The 18,469-nt window shown below is 63.4% G+C and carries 11 protein-coding genes and 1 riboswitch; of the genes, 5 read left to right on the top strand and 6 right to left on the bottom strand.

Annotated features, from left to right (window positions below; all coding sequences use genetic code 11):
• Window positions 1-21: 21 nt before the first annotated feature.
• From NTCA1_RS03070 to NTCA1_RS03055, 4 genes are all read right to left on the bottom strand, one after another.
• The gene (locus tag NTCA1_RS03070; RefSeq protein WP_159828121.1) at window positions 22-3,510 is read right to left on the bottom strand and encodes a response regulator; all 3,489 of its coding nucleotides are present in this window, start codon (window positions 3,508-3,510) and stop codon (window positions 22-24) included.
• Window positions 3,511-3,616: 106 nt separating this feature from the next.
• A complete protein-coding gene (locus tag NTCA1_RS03065) occupies window positions 3,617-4,474 on the bottom strand; it encodes a class I SAM-dependent methyltransferase (RefSeq protein ID WP_159828118.1) in 858 nt (285 codons plus the stop codon).
• Window positions 4,475-4,600: 126 nt separating this feature from the next.
• Window positions 4,601-5,179 carry a PRC-barrel domain-containing protein gene (locus NTCA1_RS03060; RefSeq protein ID WP_236549061.1) on the bottom strand — a complete coding sequence of 193 codons (579 nt, stop codon included), beginning with the start codon at window positions 5,177-5,179 and terminating at the stop codon, window positions 4,601-4,603.
• 48 nt (window positions 5,180-5,227) lie between these two features.
• The gene (locus tag NTCA1_RS03055) at window positions 5,228-6,685 is read right to left on the bottom strand and encodes a L,D-transpeptidase family protein (protein WP_236549060.1); all 1,458 of its coding nucleotides are present in this window, start codon (window positions 6,683-6,685) and stop codon (window positions 5,228-5,230) included.
• A 312-nt stretch (window positions 6,686-6,997) separates the two neighbouring features.
• On the opposite strand from NTCA1_RS03055, the gene NTCA1_RS03050 reads away from it, so the two are divergent.
• From NTCA1_RS03050 to NTCA1_RS03035, 4 genes are read left to right on the top strand one after another with little or no spacing between them, the layout of a single operon-like run.
• Window positions 6,998-8,965, top strand: coding sequence for a TonB-dependent receptor domain-containing protein (locus NTCA1_RS03050; protein WP_159828115.1), 1,968 nt, complete (start codon window positions 6,998-7,000; stop codon window positions 8,963-8,965).
• A gap of 4 nt (window positions 8,966-8,969) precedes the next feature.
• Entirely contained in the window at window positions 8,970-12,860 is a 3,891-nt protein-coding gene (gene cobN, locus NTCA1_RS03045; protein ID WP_159828309.1) for a cobaltochelatase subunit CobN, read from the top strand.
• Entirely contained in the window at window positions 12,847-13,320 is a 474-nt protein-coding gene (locus NTCA1_RS03040; protein WP_159828112.1) for a MotA/TolQ/ExbB proton channel family protein, read from the top strand. The genes cobN and NTCA1_RS03040 overlap by 14 nt, the downstream gene beginning before the upstream one ends.
• Window positions 13,320-13,625 (top strand): DUF2149 domain-containing protein, encoded by a 306-nt coding sequence (locus NTCA1_RS03035; protein ID WP_159828109.1) that lies wholly within the window; start codon window positions 13,320-13,322, stop codon window positions 13,623-13,625. Before NTCA1_RS03040 ends, NTCA1_RS03035 begins: the two co-directional genes overlap by 1 nt.
• Before the next feature lie 99 nt (window positions 13,626-13,724).
• Here NTCA1_RS03035 and NTCA1_RS03030 read toward each other — a convergent pair whose 3' ends face one another.
• Window positions 13,725-14,753, bottom strand: coding sequence for a methionine synthase (locus tag NTCA1_RS03030; protein WP_159828106.1), 1,029 nt, complete (start codon window positions 14,751-14,753; stop codon window positions 13,725-13,727).
• 26 nt (window positions 14,754-14,779) lie between these two features.
• A complete protein-coding gene (locus NTCA1_RS03025) occupies window positions 14,780-15,859 on the bottom strand; it encodes a DUF1852 domain-containing protein (protein ID WP_306439267.1) in 1,080 nt (359 codons plus the stop codon).
• Between the two features lie 286 nt (window positions 15,860-16,145).
• A riboswitch (cobalamin riboswitch) is annotated at window positions 16,146-16,369 on the bottom strand.
• A gap of 261 nt (window positions 16,370-16,630) precedes the next feature.
• Here NTCA1_RS03025 and NTCA1_RS03020 point away from each other — a divergent pair.
• A complete protein-coding gene (locus tag NTCA1_RS03020; protein ID WP_159828103.1) occupies window positions 16,631-18,025 on the top strand; it encodes an ISNCY family transposase in 1,395 nt (464 codons plus the stop codon).
• Window positions 18,026-18,469: the final 444 nt, after the last annotated feature.

The raw sequence follows: 18,469 nt of genomic DNA, 5'->3' as shown, positions 1-18,469 counted from the left end.
GCCCTCCGTCAGCACAGGGCATCAACGCGGCATCCAGACGCGGACGAGCGAGAGCAGCTTGTCCACGTCCAGCGGTTTCGACATGTAGTCGTTCGCCCCGGCCTCCAGGCAGCGTTCCTGGTCGTCGGGCATGGCCTTGGCGGTGAGCGTGATGATCGGCAGCTTCGTCCAGCGCGGATCCCGGCGGATCTCGCGCGTGGCGGTGAGGCCGTCCTTCACCGGCATCATCACGTCCATGAGCACCAGGTCGATCCGTTTGCCCGCGTCCCCGGCGGAGCGGTCCAGCGCGTCGATCGCTTCCTGCCCGTTGCGGGCGATCTCCACCACCGCGCCTTGCGGTTCGAGGATATTGGTAAGCGAATAGACGTTGCGCACGTCGTCCTCCACCACGAGGATGCGGCGGCCCTCCAGGATAGCATCGCGATTGCGCGCCTGCTGGATCATGGTCTGCTGCTCGGGCGGCAGTTCGGTGACGACCTGGTGCAGGAACAGCGACACTTCGTCGAGCAGTCGTTCGGGCGAGCGCGCGCCCTTGATGATGATCGAATCCGAATAGCGGCGCAGGCGCTGCTCGTCGTCGGGGGTGAGGTCGTGCCCGGTATAGACGATCACCGGCGGGAAGGCATAGGCGCCCTCCCGGCTGAGGGTTTCGAGCAGGGTGAAGCCGCTGGCATCCGGCAGGGCAAGGTCCAGTACCATGCAGTCGAAAGTCTGGCTGGCCAGCAGTTCGAGGCATTCGGCGGCAGTGGCGGCGGCGACGGTCTCCACCTCGCCCGAGGTCAGCAGGCGCGTCACCGCGTCACGCTGGACGGGATCGTCCTCCACGATCAGCACTCGGCGCGTGGAGGAATCCAGACGCGCCGCCAGCGTTTCCAATACGCCTGAAAGGTCCTCGCGCTTTACCGGCTTCATGAGATAGCCGATGGCGCCGAGCGAGAGCGCGGTCTGGGTGTGATCGGCGCCCGAGACGACATGGACCGGGATATGGCGCGTTTCGACGTCGCGCTTCAGCCGGTCGAGCAGGGCGAGGCCGGACTGGTCGGGCAATCCGATATCGAGCACGACGGCATGCGGGCGGAAGCTGCGGGCAAGTTGGAGCGCTTCATCCGCAGTTCCGGCGACGAGGCACTGGAAGCCCATTTCCCGCGCCATGTCCCGTACGATGCCCGCGAAGGCGGAATCGTCCTCCACCACCAGCAGGACGCGCTGGGCCAGGGCGGCCGTGTCACGATCGTCCTCGACCTGTCGCTGCAAAGTGGCCGGTTCGGGCGCCATCGGTGCAGGGGGCGCAATCGGTGCCGGGCGAGGCGCGAAGCCGTTCGGCTGGATTTGCGCGGAACCGGTCAGACCGGGATCGCAGGCGAGCGGCAGGCGCAGCGTGAAACGGCTGCCCTGTCCCGGCACGCTGGCGAGAGAAATCGTACCGCCCAACAGGCGGGCCAGTTCGCGCGAGATCGAGAGGCCAAGGCCCGTGCCGCCATACTTGCGGTTCACCGTGCCGTCGGCCTGCCGGAAGGCCTCGAAAATGGCCTGCTGCTGGTCCTCGGGAATGCCGATCCCAGTGTCGGTCACGGAAAACAGCAAAGCGCCGTCTTCCGCGCCGTCGGGTTCGATTTCCAGTCTTACGCTGCCGGTCTCGGTGAACTTGAAGGCATTGGAGAGCAGGTTCTTGAGGATCTGCTCCAGGCGCTGACGGTCGGTATCGAGCGTGGCGGCGCAGCCCGGCGCGACGCGGATCTCGAATGAGAGCCCACGTTCCCGCGCGACCGGCTGGAAGACCGGCCGCATATCGCTTGCAAGCCGTTCCAGCAGAACGGTTTCGGGGCGGATCTGCAAGTGCCCGGCCTCGATCTTGGAAAGGTCGAGAATGTCGTTGATCAGCGCCAGCAGGTCGTTGCCCGAAGTCTCGATGGTGCGCGCATATTGCACCTGTTCGCTGGAAAGGTTGGCCTGGGGGTTGTCGCCCAGCAGCTTCGAAAGGATCAGCAGCGAATTGAGCGGCGTGCGCAGTTCGTGGCTCATGTTGGCGAGGAAGTCGGACTTGTAGCGGCTGGCCTGCTCCAGTTCCTGTGCCTTCAGTTCCACCGCCGCGTTCGAACGGGCCAGGTCGTCGCGCTGGTGTTCCAGCTGCTGGGCCTGCTCCTCAAGCTGGGAGTTGGTCTGCTCCAGTTCGACCTGCTGGTGTTCCAATCGGACCTGCGATTCCTTGAGCGCGCGGCCCTGTTCTTCCAGTTCCTCATTGGAGACACGCAGTTCCTCGCTCTGGACCTGCAGTTCCTCGGCATGATGCTGCAAATCGGCGCGGTAGCGGGCCGAGCGCAGGGCGACGCCCATGGCGTTCGAGATTTCGGCCAGGAAGGCCAGGACATGTTCGTCCACCGGTTGCAGGAAGCCGAGTTCGATGACGCCGTGGACAACTTCGTCGGCAAGGGCAGGGGCGATCAGCAGATGGCGCGGCTTGTCGCTGCCGAACGTGGAGCCGATGGTCAGGTAGCTGTCGGGAATGTCGGCCAGCAGGACCGGCGCACCGTCCGCGGCCACTTGGCCGAGCAGACCTTCGCGCAGCGAAAAGCGCTCGACGATTCCGGCGTCGGCGGGCACGCCGTAGGAGGCGATCCGGCGGAAGTGATGGCCGTCCCCGGAAAATACCGCGCCCGCCTGCGCGCCCACGAACTTCACCAGGAAGGCGAGGATATTCTCGCCAAGCTGCTCCACCGGCTGGTCGCCCAGTACCGCCGATGCCAGTGCGACTTGCCCGGACTGGAGCCATTGGCGGTGCCCGGCGGCGATCGCGGCGCGGCGGATCAGGAAGCCGATCACCAGCGTCAGCGCGATGCCCAGCAGGCAGGAGGCCACACCGCTTGCCCAGGCCGACCGGTAGGCCTGCTCCATTTCCGCAAGCCGTTCCTCCCGCAGCCTCGCTTCTTCCTGCTGCATCAGGCCGAGCTGGGCGCGGATCGCATCCATTTCGATCTTGCCGCGATCCGAGGCGACCAGCAGTAGCGCGGCTTCCAGGCCGCCGCTCTTGCGCGCCTCGATGGTTTCGCGAAGTTCCGCCAGCTTTGCGTCGATATGACGGCGCAGCGGCTGCAGGCGGCCCTGCTGCTCGGGATTGTCGCCGGTAAGCCGGGCGATGCTGGCGAACTGGCCGCCCACTTCCGTCAGCGCGCTGCGATAAGGATCGAGATAGCTCTCCCGCCCCGTCAGCAGGAAGCCGCGCTGCCCGGTCTCGGCATCCTGCACGGCGGAAAGCAGGCCGTTCATGGCGACGATGACCTGGTGGGAATGGACGATCTTCTGGGCATCGTCCCGCAGGACGCGCACGTTGAAATATGCCACGGTTCCGCTGGCCAGGAAGAACAGGATGGCGACCGCGAGGCCGAACGTGGTCTTCGGGTCCAGCCCCGGTTTCGCCAGCCCCGCCCCGAATCGCCGTCCGCCCGGGACAATGCCGCCTCGACCGTCGAGCGTTTGCTGGGCAGGGGCCGCCTGCGTGTAAGGTGAATGCATGTGCCTGCCAGGAAAGAAGAACGCGGGATCTTGCGGAACTTCCCGCATGCGGGGAAATTCATCCGCGATCAAGCGGTTCCCAGTGGTACATCCTCGGTTGCTTGCCTTATCGCTCTACGGTGACCCGCAGATAGGTGGCGGGGATCACCGTCATGTCCGCGCCGCCCTCGTTCTGGGCTTCGAACAGGGCTTCCAGCTGTTCCTCGAGTTCGCGGCGTTTCCCGTTCTTCTCGGCGGCCTCGAAAGCGTTCATGGTGGGGCCGTAATAGTCGCGGAACACGCTCAGGAAGTCACGGGCAGGGCCGGGAGAACGGAACGTGTAGCTGGCGCGCTCGCACCGAATCCGCTCGGGGGGGATGCCCGCGGCGCCGAAACGCGCCAGGACCGTCTCCTCCTGTCCCCAGCTTACCGGGCTGACGAAGCCTTCGGGCGGGGGCGGCAGAAAGGCGGCGCTGATCTTCAAGACTTGTGCCACCAGCGTCGGATCGCCCGCGATCCAGTTGCCCATGACGATACGGCCGCCCGGACGGCAGACCCGGACCATTTCCGCCGCAACGTCGTTCGGGCGCGGTGCGAACATGGCGCCGAAGATGCTGACCACCAGATCGAAACGGGCATCCTCGATACCGGTCAGGGCGGAGGCATCCCCTTCCACGAATTGCAGCTCGGCGAGGCCTTCCTCGCGGGCCCGGGCATTGCCTGCGGCCACGAGATTGGCGGCGATATCGACGCCGAGCACATGCGCGCCCCGGCGAGCGGCGGGAACGGCGGTCGTGCCGTCACCGCAGCCGAGGTCGAGCACCTCCATGCCCGGCTGCGGCGCGATCCAGGCGACGAGTTCATCGCCGCTTTCCCGCATCGTAGCGGCAAGGCGCGTGAAATCGCCTTTTTCCCATAGTGCTTTATTGGCGTTGATGGGGCTGCCGGCTGACGTCTCGGCGTCGCGTGCCGTATCGTGCTGCATCCATACTCTCCATCGGCAAGCCATCTTGCGGGCTTGTCTTCGAGAATATTACGATTTCATCGACAATGCTTGATAATTTATTGATTATTTCGTGACTATTTGGGGAAATGCAGGTTTGGGAACGCCTTACTTTCCGTAGCCGAGCTCCGACCAGTCGCTGCCGTCGAGCGGTGTGATCCGGTCGAAGACGTCAGCCGGGATGCGCAGCCGTGCCTTGTCTCGTTCGAAGCAGACTTGCGAGGCTGGGACCGCGCGCAAGTCTTCCTCCAATCCGGCGTCGCTGGAACTGGCAATCACGAGGTGCCGGATTTTCCCGCTGCGGCATTCCAGCAGGGCTTCCACCGCCTTGCCCAAATGCTTGCCGTGGCAATCCGCGACCGGCATTCCGGCAATTCCGTTCGCGCCGAACAGCGAGGGCGCCGAGGAGCGGCGGCTGGCCCGTTCTGCCGAGCGACCGCCTTGCTCGTAAGTGCTTTGTCTGCCCAGCCACCGCCATACGCCGAACGCGTTCACGAGGGTCAGGAAGCCGTTGGCGACGATCAGGCTCGTCTCCCCGGAGGTCAGGCCCACGATGGTCCAGGCGATCGAGCCGATGGTGAAGACGATGAAACCGAAGCCGGTGAGCCGCGCGCCCAGGTTGGAGGCCGTCATGATCGCGGCCAGCATGGTGGCGATCGGCGCTACCCATTCGGCAAAGTCGTTCAAGCCCGGCTCCTGTCTGCGCTCCAACCCATTGCCCGGGCCGCTGTTCCCTTACGGGCCGACGTCGCCGCCGCGTCCCTTCAGGCGATGGCCCTGACCTTCGGCAAACCCAAGCGAAGTCGCGACGCGCTCATTCCAGCCATAAGGATCGGCGCGGACCACCGGCTCGCCTTTGTCGTCGAACAGAACGGTCTGGTAGAGCAGACGCACCGGAATCTCGCGCGGCAAGGGCACGAAGGTCTCCTTGCCGGTTGCCCTCGCACGGTTCCATTCGTCGATCACGCCTTCGTCGCGCGCCAGCATCTCGGCAAAGCCCAGCGCGTCTTCCACGCGCACGCAGCCGTGGCTGCGCTGGCGCTGCACTTCCTGGAACAGCAGCTTGGCGGGCGTGTCGTGCAGGTAGATCTGGTGCTCGTTCTTCATGTCGAACTTGACGAGGCCGAGCGAGTTCTTCGGCCCCGGCTGTTGCACGATCCATCCGTTCTTCCACGCCATGTTGTTGCGGGCGAGGTAGGCGCTGCCTTTCCCGGCGATCTCCTTGTTCTGGATCGAACGCGGCACCGTCCAGGTGGGATTGGCGACGAGCCGGTAGATCGGCGATCCCAGTTGCGGCGTCTCGTTCTCGGGCTCGCCGACGACGACCTTGCGGGTATCAGCCACCTTGCCATCGCGCCAATACGTGAGGCGGCCAGAGGCGATGTTGACGTCTATGCGCGTTTCCGGCGCCTGGCGCTCCAGCCAGCGCATGCGCTCCATGGCGACGGCAATGGCACGGGCGCGTTCGGCATCGGAAAGGTTGAGGATCTCCAGCGCGTCCTTGCCGATCACGCCGTCCGGCTTTATCCCGAAGTCGGCCTGCATCTGCCGCACCGCCTGCACCATGGGGGGCGTGTAGCGGTCTCCCTGTGCATCCTTTTCGTCCAGATAGTCGGATGCCACGAGCTGGCGCGCAATGAGCGGTATACGGGGATCGGTCGCGCCGGGATCGAGCGGCTCGCTTTTCTCAGGAATGGTGGGTGCGGGTGCGTCCTGCGACTTGCGGAGCGAGAGATAGGCCCTGGACAGGCTGCGATAGCCATCGCCCGGCGGGGAAAGGCCATCGAGCCAGTCCTTGAGCTTCCCGGCCTTGAGCGCCTGTGCGAGGGCGGGAAGCAGGTCGCCGCCGGGGCGGGGGACGGTGTAGATATCGTAGAGCTTGCGGGGATCGCTCGCGCCGCGGGCCAGCGCCCGGGCATAGCGCAGCGCCGCCTCGGTCAGGGCGCGGTCGCCTTCGGTGGTGCCCGGCTTGCCGTTTGCGGAAAAGGCCATGTGGTCGAGCCCATGGGCGGCACGTCCATCGATGGCGGCGCGCAAGTCGCGAAGGCCCGCCTCGTTCCAGCGCACTTCCTCGATGCTGACGGGAGAGGGCGGAGCCTCGGGTGCCTGCGAGGAATTGTCACATCCCGCCAGAGCAACGGTGAGGGCCAGCAGCGGCAGAACGATCAGGCCCTTATAGACGCGGATAGGCACGCGGATCTCCTTTAAAGACCTTTGTATCAACGGCGTAGCCCCGAGGATGTTGCAGCCCTGTCCGGGAAAGACGATGCGGACCCGCAAACCGCGGCTTCCGGCGCTTCGATGCTCCCTGACTGTGGTGCGCTGAGTTCATGCGCTTGATGGATCGGGAGCGCTGTACGCAGCGGTCATCGGTGCCATATTGTCACGTTCAAAGTCGATGATATAACATATCACGAATCGCAATTGGCATAAGCCAGCGCGACGGAAAGTGCCGGGGGTGCATTCCGTCGCGGCGCGATCTGGGTCGCACGTTCGGGGGTTTTGATGAAAAAGCTGGTTATCGCAGCGGCTCTGCCGCTGGCCGTCGCGCAGGGTGCGCAGGCGGCGGAGCAGGATGATTCCGGAACGGTTCGCAGCGAACGCCGCGCAGCCGTTTCCGGTCAGGAGATCGTCATCACGGCAACGCGGGGGGAGCAGGAGATCGCGCAGGCTCCGGCATCGATGTCGGTCGTCACCGGCCCGGAACTACGCCGCCGTCCGGTGCAAGATCTGGCCGAAGCGCTGGAGAACGAGCCGGGTGTGACCATCAACGGCGTGGGCATGACACGGCGCGGAATTTCGATCCGGGGAATGTCGAACGAGCATTTGCTGACCCTGGTGGATGGCCGCCGGATCACCGATTCCGCGGCCAACATGGCACATGTCGATTTCGATCTGGGCTGGGTGCCAACCATCGCCATCGACCGGATCGAGGTCGTGCGCGGGCCGCTTTCTGCGCTTTACGGGTCGGAGGCGCTGGCCGGCGTCGTCAATGTCATTACCCGCAGGCCGGAACAGCGCCTGGAAGCCAGCGCCTTTGCGCTACAGGGTTTTCGTGACGGCTTTGGCGGCGATACTTCGCAGCTTTCCGCTCTTGTCGGCGGCCCGATCGTCGAGGACAAGCTGGGTATCGTCGCCTGGGGCGAATACCGCAGGCGGGGACGCACGACGAGCGAGGCCGACGCGCTCCAGAGCGAACTGGAGGCCCGAGTGGCACTGAGCGGCAGTGTAATCGCCTGGTGGAAGCCCGCGCCCGGTCACCGTATCGAGATCGGGCAGGCGTTTAGCGACGACGACCGTGCGCGGGATACGGTGACCACCGGCACGGTGCCGGTCTATTACGAATATCAGGACCACATCACCCGCGCGCAGACGCACGGCAGCTATACCGGCAGGTTCGGCTGGGGTGAGGTTCAGGCCCGCGCCTATCGTTCGTTGCTGGAGCGCAGGAACGAGCGCGATCAGGACCAGGCGCCGACACAGCCGACGCGCGGCGTGGATTTCGTGGCCGATGCGCGCGTCACCTTGAATGCCTTTACCGGCAACCGGCTGACGCTCGGCGCGGAACACCGCAACGAGTATCTGCGCGATTCAACTATCAACACAGCAGGCGCGGACAGCGTCAATCACGATGCGCTGTTCGTGCAGGACGAATGGGCCTTTGGCGATATCGCCACTCTGACCATTGGAAGCCGGTTCGATCACCATCCCGCCTATGGCTGGCAGACCAGCCCGCGTGCCTATCTGGTGCTCAAGCCGCTTGAGGGGCTGGTGCTGCGCGGGGGCGTGGGCAAGGCGTTCAAGGCGCCGAGCCTAAAGCAGCTTTCGCTCGGCTACATCACCGTGGCGGCGGGCGGACGCTTCATCATCACCGGCAACCCGGACCTCAAGCCCGAAGCCAACACGGCCTACGAATTGGGGGCGGCCTATTACGGGCGGGGGTGGCACCTGGGAGCAACCCTGTTCCAGAATGACCTCCACGGGCTGGTGCAGACCGGCTGCGTGGAGAGTTGCGGCATCCGTGGGCGCGAGCGACGCGCTTACGTCAATGTCGACAAGGCGCGCATTCGCGGCGTGGAACTGAACGGCGCGTGGACGCCGGTGGAGAGCCTCTCGCTCTCCGCCAGCTATACTTATGTCGACCCGCAGGACCTCTCGAACGATCAGGAACTTGCCGAACGGCCCAGCCACAGCGCCAAGTGGCAGGTCGCATGGGATTTCCTGTCGGGCAGCACGGCCAGTCTGCGCGGCCGCTACATCGGCAAGCAGACGATCTACCAGAGCACGGTGCCGGTGCGCCTTCCCGGCTACGATCTGTGGTCGATGGACGTCAGCCATGCGCTGAACGAACGGCTTACGGTGAAGGCGGGCGTCGACAACATGTTCAAGAAGCGCCTTGCCGAAACCTCCGCGCTTTACACCTATGCGGAGCCGGGGCGGGTGTTCTTCGTCGGGCTGGGCGCGCAGTTCTGACGTGATGCGGCACTGGCTGATCCTGTTCGCCGCCTTCCTGGCGCTGGCACCGACGATTTCGGTCGCGGCCGATCGACCGGTCGTGCGGATCGTCAGCACCAGATTCGTGCTTGCCGCCAAGTTTCTCCGCCTTGCCCATTGGGCTGAGGCGGAGGGCTACCGTATCGAATGGCGCTATGTCGATGACAGCGGGACCGGCAGTGCCGACATCGCTGCAGGGGCCGATCTCCTCGTCATCGACGGCCCCCGCCCGAGCGACCGTGCCGCCGCCGAAAATGCGCTTGGATCCTTGTCCGATCTGCGGGTTCCGTGGATCGAGGTGGGCGGCGGTCCTCCGGCATGGGGCGGACTGGATCAACCGGTGGCGCGCCGGTTGATCGGCTATTATGCAGGGGGCGGCGAAACTAACTTGCGTGCTTTCGTCAAGGCTGCGGGGCTGGTGCTGTCGGGCGGCGACCTGTCCACGCTGCCGCTGCCCGTGCCCTTGCCCGCCAGTGGCCTCTACCACCCACAGGCGCCTTCCGCTTTCGCCGATCCGGCAAGCTTCACCGCGTGGGCAGGCGCGCGCGGACAAGGCCCGGTCGTCGCCTTTGCGATTTCCGAGGGGCAGGTGCGGGACATGCAGGCCGGGGTGCTGGAGGCTCTCGCACGCAGCGCCGAAGCACGTGGCCTGTCGCCGGTATTCTTCTGGTACGACGAGCGCGATGCGCAGGCGCTGACCAGGGTGCTGCGCCCTTTGGACGCGCAGGCGCTGGTGAACCTCACGCACATGCAGGACGGCGACGCCCGCAAGGCCGAGTTCGAGGCGCTCGACATCCCCGTGCTTCAGGGGCTGGTCGAACGCGGTATGACCCCGGATCAGTGGCGTGCCGCGCCCTCAGGGATTTCCGGTGCAAGCGGTGCAGTTATGCTCAGCGTGCCGGAAAGCTGGGGCATTTCCGACCCGCTCGTCATCGGCGCGGTTGAGAACGGGGAGCCGGTGCCGATCCCGGAGCAGATCGCGATGATGACGGGTAAACTGGCGCGCCTGGCAGCTCTGCGCGGCATGCCCGCCGCGGAAAAACACCTTGCGCTGTTCTTCTGGAACTACCCGGTGGGCGAGCGAAATCTGGCCGCATCCAATCTCAACCTGCCGCTCAGCCTTGCCCGCCTGACCCGCGATCTGGCGGCGGCGGGCTACGCGGTGACACCGGCAGGAGAGCAGGACCTGATAGCAGCCGGGCAGGCCATGCTCGGCGGTCTCTATCGGCCGGAAAGTCTGGGCGATCTTGCCGCGCGCGGGTTGGCGGATCGGCTGCCGCTGGCCGAATACAAGGCTTGGCTGGCGACGCTGCCTGAAGCCGTTCGGCAGTCCGTTGCCAAACGCTGGGGCAGGCCCGAGGATAGTCCGGCGCTGCGTGACGGTGCGTTTCTCATCCCGCGACTTATGTTCGGCAAGCTGTCGATCCTGCCGCAGCCGCCGCGCGGCGGCGATCCGGCCAAGTCCTACCACGATGCCGCCACTCCGCCCGACCATCGCTATCTGGCGACCTATCTCTGGGCGCGCACCCACGGCCACGCCGATGCGATCATCCACTTCGGCACGCATGGTACGCAGGAGTGGACGCCGGGCAAGGACCGGGGGCTCTGGGCCGCCGACTATCCGATGCTGCTGCTGGACAACGTGCCGGTGTTCTATCCCTACATCCAGGACAACGTGGCCGAGGCGATCCAGGCCCGGCGGCGTGGACGCGCCGTGACCATCAGCCACCAGACGCCCGCGTTCACACCCTCGGGGCTCTACGACGAACTGCGTGATATCCACGCGCTGATTCATCAGTATGCGCAACTGGACGCCGGACCGGTGCGCGAGCGTGTCGCCGCCGAGATTGTCGCCAAGGCGCGGGCTGCCCATTTCGATGCCGAACTCGGTTGGGACAAGGCGGCCATCGCCCGCGACTTCGACGGTTATTACACTGCGCTTCACGACCACTTGCACCAGATCGCGCGGGCATCGGTGCCGCTTGGCCTGCACACTTTCGGCGAGGCGGCACAGCCCGCACAGCGCCTGACCACGGTGATGCAGCAGCTCGGACCCGATTATCTGAAAGCGTTGGGTCAGGACCCCGCCGAAGCCTTTGCCGAGGATTTCGCGCAGATTGCCGAAAGCGCCCCCTATCGCTTCCTGCAGCGCTATCTGCGCGAGGGCGAAGACCCGGCAACGATTTCCAACGCGGCCTTGCGTGCGCAAGTAGAGAAAGCGCTGCTTTACGAGCGCAATCTTGCCGAACCAGGCGAGACGGAAGCGCTCCTTCACGGACTTGGCGGCGGCTTCGTTCGGGCCGGCCCAGGCGGCGATCCCGTTCGCGAGCCGGACGTGCCCAGCGGCCGCAACCTCTATGCTTTCGATGCGCAAAAGGTGCCTACACCCGCGGCATATGCGGAGGGGGGCAAGGCACTCGACCGTTTGCTGGTGGCTTACCGCGAGAAACACGGTGGAGAGTGGCCGCGCAAGCTGGCTTTCTCGATGTTCTCAGGTGAGACGATCCGCACGCTGGGCATAGGCGAAGGGCAGATCCTGCAGGCGCTCGGGCTGCGTCCGGTCTGGGGGCGGGGCGGCAAAGTGGAACGGCTGGAGATCGTGCCTGCCGATCAGCTCGGTCATCCGCGCATCGACGTGCTGATGCAGCCTACCAGTGTCTACCGCGACCAGTTCGACGTTTTCATGCGCCTCCTGGCGGACGGCATCGACCGTGTCGCCGCGCTTGACGAGGACACCGGCCCTGCCGCGCATTCCCGGGCGCTGGAAAAGCGTCTCGTTGCTTCGGGGATTGCGCCCGAGCATGCCCGCGAACTCTCGCGCCTGCGCATCTTCACCAATGCGCCGGGCGATTATGGAACCGGCCTACCCGACCGCGTTGTCACGGACGAGAAGGGGGCGTGGAAGGACGAAGCGGCGCTTGCAGAGCCCTACCTCGCTCGTCTCGGCCATGCCTACGGCGCGCGCGACTGGGGGCTCTCGCTGCAGGAGACGGACCTGTTCGCCGAGCAATTGCGCGACGTCGATGCGGCGGTGCTGATGCGTTCGTCCAATGTCCATGGCCTGCTGTCGACCGACCATGCCTTCGAGCATCTTGGCGGGCTGTCGCTGGCCGTGCGCATGGTTTCCGGCAAGGCGCCCGATCTTTTCGTCACCGACATGCGCGGGGCCGAGGCTAGGGTGACCAGCGCGGGCGGCTATATCTCCGAGGAACTGCGCTCGCGCTATCTCAATCCGCAGTGGATCGGGGCGATGCAGCACGAGGAATATGCGGGCGCCAATGCCATGGCTGGCATCGTCAACAACCTCTGGGGCTGGCAGGTGACCGATCCGGCCAGCGTACGCGCCGACCAGTGGCAGGCCATGCACGACACTTATATTGCCGACACGCGCAAGCTTGGTCTCGGCAAGTTCTTCGCGCGGGTTCATCCCGGCGCGCAGTTGCAGATGGTCGACCGGATGCTGGAAGCAGTGTCGCGCGGGTACTGGAAAGCCGATGCGGCTACGCGTGCGTCGCTTTCCCGCCGCCGCGCCGCACTCATGTGGGAGGTTACCCGTTCGGACGGTGCTGCACGGAAACGGCTTGCGGATGCAGGCTTTGGCCTGACCGCCGGAACGTCTGCCCCATCGGCGGCCGCCCCGCCTGCAGCATCTTCTCCATCCGCGCCGCCGGTCGTCAAAGCGCAGACGTCTCCTCCGCCGATGGGACGGGTGCTGGAACGCCAGCAGACGCGCCCGGCTCCGCAGCAACCTGCCATGCGCGGCCAAATGCCCGCGCTTCTCGCCATCCTTCTGCTCTTCCTGATCGGCGTGGCTCTCGAAGCCGCTGCGCGCCGCACTGCCCTTTCGCGAAAGACCAATCATGCCCGCACTTGAATCCACGCTTTACGATGCGTCCCGACTGTTCCTCATGCCGGTCATGGTGCTGATCCTGCTGGCACTGGTCTTCGCCATCGTCAGCCTCGGCCGCTTCGCCTTCGAGGGTGCCGCAAGGGCGGCAGGCCGGGCAGGGCGTCCGCTGGCCGCCTATTGTGCGCGCACCGGCTGCGCGAGCGACGATCTGGAACTGCTGATCATGCGCCGCCTCGAGTGGCTGCGTATCGTTGCACGCAGCGCGCCGATGCTGGGCCTCGTGGCGACGATGATCCCGATGGGGCCGGCCTTGCTGGCGCTGGGCAGCAATGACGGCGCTGCCGTTGGCAAGAACCTTGTCGTTGCCTTTTCCTCAGTCATTCTCGCGCTGGTAGCGGCCTCGATCAGTTTCTTCGTCTACACGATCCGGCGGCGCTGGCTGCTCGAGGAACTGCGGGCCATCGAAACCGAAGGGGCCATCTGATGCGTTTTCTCGAAGACGATGAGGCCGACGACCCGATCCTCTCGGTCGTCAATCTGGTGGACCTGTTTCTGGTGATCTGCGCCGTCCTGATGGTGCTGATCGCCCGCAATCCCCTGAACCCGTTCCAGTCGAAAGATGTCATCGTCGTTGAAAACCCGGGCAAGGCGGACATGACGATTACTGTGAAGGATGGCGAGAAACTGGAGCGCTACACTTCGACCAGCAAGATGGGAAAAGGCGGTGGCATCAAGGCTGGTGTAACCTACCGGCTGCCGGACGGAAATCTGGTTTACGTTCCTGAATGAAAGGGAGGGCCCGACCGCTTACCCGCAGGTGCCGGTAATTGGTCGGGCGAACCCATCTCAGCGTTCATCGCCGAGAGATAAAATATCGTCCAAGGCTTGTCAGACTGAGAGTTCCTTGCGGACGATCGCCGCCCCGGCACCCAGAGCTTCCAGCTTGCCGCGCGCCACGCGGCGTGACAGGGGCGCCATGCCGCAGTTCGTGGAGGGATAGAGCTTGTCGGCATCTACAAACTGAAGTGCCTTGCGCAGCGTTTCGGCGACTTCCTCGGGCGTCTCGATGGTGTCCGTAGCCACGTTGATCGCGCCGATCATCACCTTCTTGCCCCGGATCAGCTCGATAAGGTCCATCGGGACGTGGGAGTGGTGGCATTCCAGGGAAATGATGTCGATCCTGGACTTCTGCAGATTGGGGAAGGTTTCCTCATACTGCCTCCATTCCGAACCCAGGGTTTTCTTCCAGTCGGTATTCGCTTTTATGCCGTAGCCGTAACAGATGTGGACCGCCGTTTCGCACTTCAGGCCTTCGGCGGCTTTCTCCAGCGTGGCGATGCCCCAGTCGTTCGCTTCGTCGAAGAACACGTTGAACGCCGGTTCGTCGAACTGGATGATGTCCACGCCCGCGGCTTCCAGTTCCCTGGCTTCCTGATTGAGGATGGTGGCGAATTCCCAGGCCAGCTTTTCGCGGTTCTGGTAATGGGCATCGTAAAGCGTATCGATCATCGTCATGGGGCCTGGGAGCGTCCATTTGATCGGCTGCTCGGTCTGCGCGCGCAGATAGCGGGCGTCATCGACAAAAACCGACTTCGGACGCGCGACCGCGCCGACGACCGTCGGCACGCTGGCATCGTAGCGATTGCGGATCCTGACGGTCTCGCGCTTCTCGAAATCGACACCGCTGAGATGCTCGATGAAGGTCGTGACGAAATGCTGCCGCGTCTGTTCGCCATCGCCGACGATGTCGATACCCGCCTGTCGCTGATCGTCCACCGCCAGGCGCAGGGCATCCTGCTTGCCTTCGATCAATTCCTGATCCTGCAATTTCCAGGGGGACCAGAGCGTCTCGGGTTGAGCAAGCCAGGACGGTTTGGGCAGGCTGCCTGCGGTCGAAGTGGGCAACAATACTTTCATGATGGATAACCTTGTATTCTGCAGTGTCAAAGGGCGTATTCTGCGGACCATTGCGCAAGAATATCCTGATACGGCTTGATGAAGTTTTCTTCGGCGAATCTGCCCTGTTCGATGGCGAGGCGGCTTCGTTCTTCGCGGTCATAGACGATCAGCGTAGACGAATAGTCATTGTGCTTCAGGCTGGGCTGGAAGCATTTTCCCGCCGCTGCATTGGCGTTGTATATCTCGGGCCTGTAGATCTTCTGGAACGATTCCATCGTGCTGATCGTGCCGATCAACTCAAGATTGGTGTAATCGCCAAGCAAGTCGCCGGTGAAATAGAAAGCCATGGGTGCGGCGCTGCCCCTGGGCATGAAATAGCGCGCCTTCAGCCCCATCTTTCCGAAGTATTCGTCGGTGGAGGAAAACGCACTCTGCCGATATTCCACCCCTAGGACGGGATGATGATTTTCCGTCCGATGATAAGTCCGGCTGCTCGATACGCTCAGGCAGATGACAGGGGGCTTCCTGAAATTAGCTTTGTATGCGTCAGAGCTCACGAAGTGCCTGAACAGATTGCCATGAAGGGTGCCAAAACCATCCGGCGCTGCGAACGCGGTTCTGCCTCTGTTGTACTCTGCCAGTACCACGCTGAAGTCGTAATCGCGCACGTAGGAGGAGAAGTTGTTTCCAGCGATACCTTCGATGCGGGTATCGGTTTCACAATCGATAATACCTGTCTTCAGAATTTCTATCATGGGAAACGATTTACTGCTGGCATCGCCTCCGATACTCATCTCGACGGATATGATATCGAGTTCCACGCCATAGCGATTGCCATCGGGATTGTCCCAATCGGCCAGGTCGTTGAAGCGGTTGTCGATCATCTTCAGGGCATTGCGCAAGTTTTCCTGGCGGTTGTCGCCTCTGGCCAGATTGGCGAAGTTCGTCGTGATGCGGGTATTGTCGGAGGGACGATAATCCTCGTCGAAGCGAATGCTTTTGATCGCGAAGGTCAGATCTTTGGTTGTCATGATCGGCTGTCCTGATGAAGCGCGATTGGATCGGTCTTTCGGCGCGCCCGTGTCGACGCGGGGAAGGGCGGGATCGGCGTGGTCTACAGGCATGCGAGGTTTCCTTCGGTCCGGCGCGTGCGCCGTCCGTCGTTGCTGTTCGGAGATGAAACGGGTTTGCGGCGCGCCGCGTCAGGCGGCGATCAGCCCCAAGGCTCGGCGCGCGGGCGCATTCGTCGGTATGGGCCGAGACGGAAAAGGATTGGAGACATCAACCGATCACCTGCTGTTGACGGGCGAAGGGCCGAAGGAAGAACGCGCTGGACATGCACAACGGGTCATGGCGCCACGCCACGAAGCCTGCTTCAAGCGCGATCCACCGGAGGAACCCCCGCCCGAGGAACGTTATAGCGCCGAAGGCAGGTCTCCTGGCTTGCGGGTCAACGCGGCGGTTCCGGCCTTCCCGAGCTTCTTGCAAAAGCCCAGTGACACGAAATGGAACCGCTACTCGCCGCTTACAGTTGCGGGGGCAGCGCCGGACTCTGCCCCAAAAGGCACCACCGGCTTCCCGTCTTAGCCCCGCGATCATGCCTGACGCGGGGAACCTCGACAGGCTCATTCAACACCTTCAGAGGTTTCCTGTCAAGCATCATATAAAGATATCTTTATATGATGCTTGACGCGAGCGAGCTGAAAAGTCGGCATGTTGTGACTACTTGAGGCGGCAGCGTCGCGCTTTAATTAACATAATATATATTATCGTCTATGTGGTTTGTAAGCCCCAGATAGAAATGACACCGGCCCGCTAGATAGAAATGACACTCCCTGGTGTGGTCTGCGGAATGTCGGTGGCATGGTTTTCCTGCTGGTCAGGAGAACGCAGCTATGACGGTGCTGGCGATGAGCCATGGTGAACTTTCGCGATTTGATACGTTGATGCGCGTGGAGCGCGGCGAACTCCGAGTTGATGATGCGGCAACGGTACTCGGCCTGAAGCGCCGTCAGGTTTTCCGGTTGCTCGATCGGTTAAGATCCGAAGGCGCTGCCGGTCTCGTTTCCCGCAAGCGCGGCCGGCCAAGCAATCGGCGACACAGCGATGCGTTTCGTGAGCGTGTTCTTGGCATCGTTCGTGAGCATTATGCGGATTTCGGACCAACGCTGGCGCGTGAGTATCTGATCGAGCGCCATGGCATCAAAGTCTCTTGTGAGACGCTGCGACGGTTGATGATCGAGGCGGGTCTGTGGAAGGATCGCGAAGCGCGGCGCCCGCGTCCTTACCAGCCTCGCTATCGCCGGGACTGCCGGGGCGAGCTAATCCAGATCGACGGTTCGAAGCATTGGTGGTTCGAGGATCGCGGGCCGCAATGCACCCTACTCGTTTATATCGATGATGCAACCAGCGAACTGATGCATCTCAAGATGGTCGAGAGCGAGAGTACTTTCTCCTACATGGATGCAACTCGGGAATACATCGAGACGCACGGCAAGCCAGTGGCCTTCTATTCAGACAAGCATTCTGTGTTTCGCAACAATACAGCCTCGGCCAAAGGCGATGGCATGACGCATTTCGGGCGTGCGCTGGAGGCACTCAACATCGAGATCATTTGCGCGCACTCGCCCCAGGCGAAGGGCCGCGTCGAGCGCGCCAATGCGACGTTGCAGGACCGACTGGTCAAGGCGATGAGGCTGGAAGGTATCTCGACTATAGCCGAAGCGAACGCGTTCCTGCCCGTTTACATGGCCGCGCATAATGCCAAGTTCGCCAAGGCAGCTTTCGACGAACGCGATGTTCACCGTCCGCTGGCATTGCACGAGAATCTACGCACCGAGATGGTCTGGCGCGAATGGCGTTCGGTGACGTCGTCGCTGACGCTGCATTACAACAAGGCGATGTTCATTCTTGAGCCGACCGAGATCAGCCGCCCGCTCGCCGGCAAGCGAGTGGAAGTTTGCGAGTTTCCTGACGGCGCGCTGGAGATCCGGCACGGGGATCACTCCCTGCCCTACCGCGTGTTCGACAAGATCCGTCAGGTCAATCAGGCCGCGATCGTCGATAACAAGCACCTGGATGCAGCGCTGGCTATGGCGAAGCTGCTGCAGGAGCAGTTGCCGGCGCGCAAACGCAACAACAACGAACCGTGCCGGAGTTCGCAAGGACCGCACCTTTTCCCGGCTCCCGCATCGTCAGGAGCAGCAGAACCGGAAAAGCGCCGCCGCGGGCGCCCCCCTCTCGCCCGGCGCAATCCCACCGTGGCTTACATGAAGGAACGGACGGGATAGGCGAGACAGCGCCGAAACCGGCCTTTCCGTTCACGCCCCATTGCGGTCATTGCCTCGCAATCGAGAACGTGTAAGTTCCACGCATGCCTACCGCTTCAATGATAGATATACGGCGCCTTTCAGCGCTCATTTTGGTTTTTGTTGCGCCTATATTAGTGTGGACTGCATTGTTATGGGCTGGGCATGCTCATCCCGAATGGCCAATAATGAATGGTTTCGTATCGGTGCTATTGCCACTCGTGATCGGCAGCATCGGATTATATCTGCTGCGCATTCCTGCAATGACACGGCTAGTGCTTGCGCCTTGCTACATTGCGATCATGCTGGTCGTGAACGTTGCTTGGGGTGTGATGTTCGTTTGCGGAGCGTTTGACGCCTGCCCGTAAGCTCGTTTGATGACCGCTTTCCACCCCTTATCGCCATACACGCGAGTAAACTCGAAGC

The organism is Novosphingobium sp. TCA1 (assembly GCF_009811895.1).
In the GTDB taxonomy this organism is placed as follows: domain Bacteria; phylum Pseudomonadota; class Alphaproteobacteria; order Sphingomonadales; family Sphingomonadaceae; genus Novosphingobium; species Novosphingobium panipatense_A.
The sequence above is the reverse complement of the archived record's forward strand: the minus strand, read 5'-3'. Positions and strand labels throughout refer to the sequence as shown.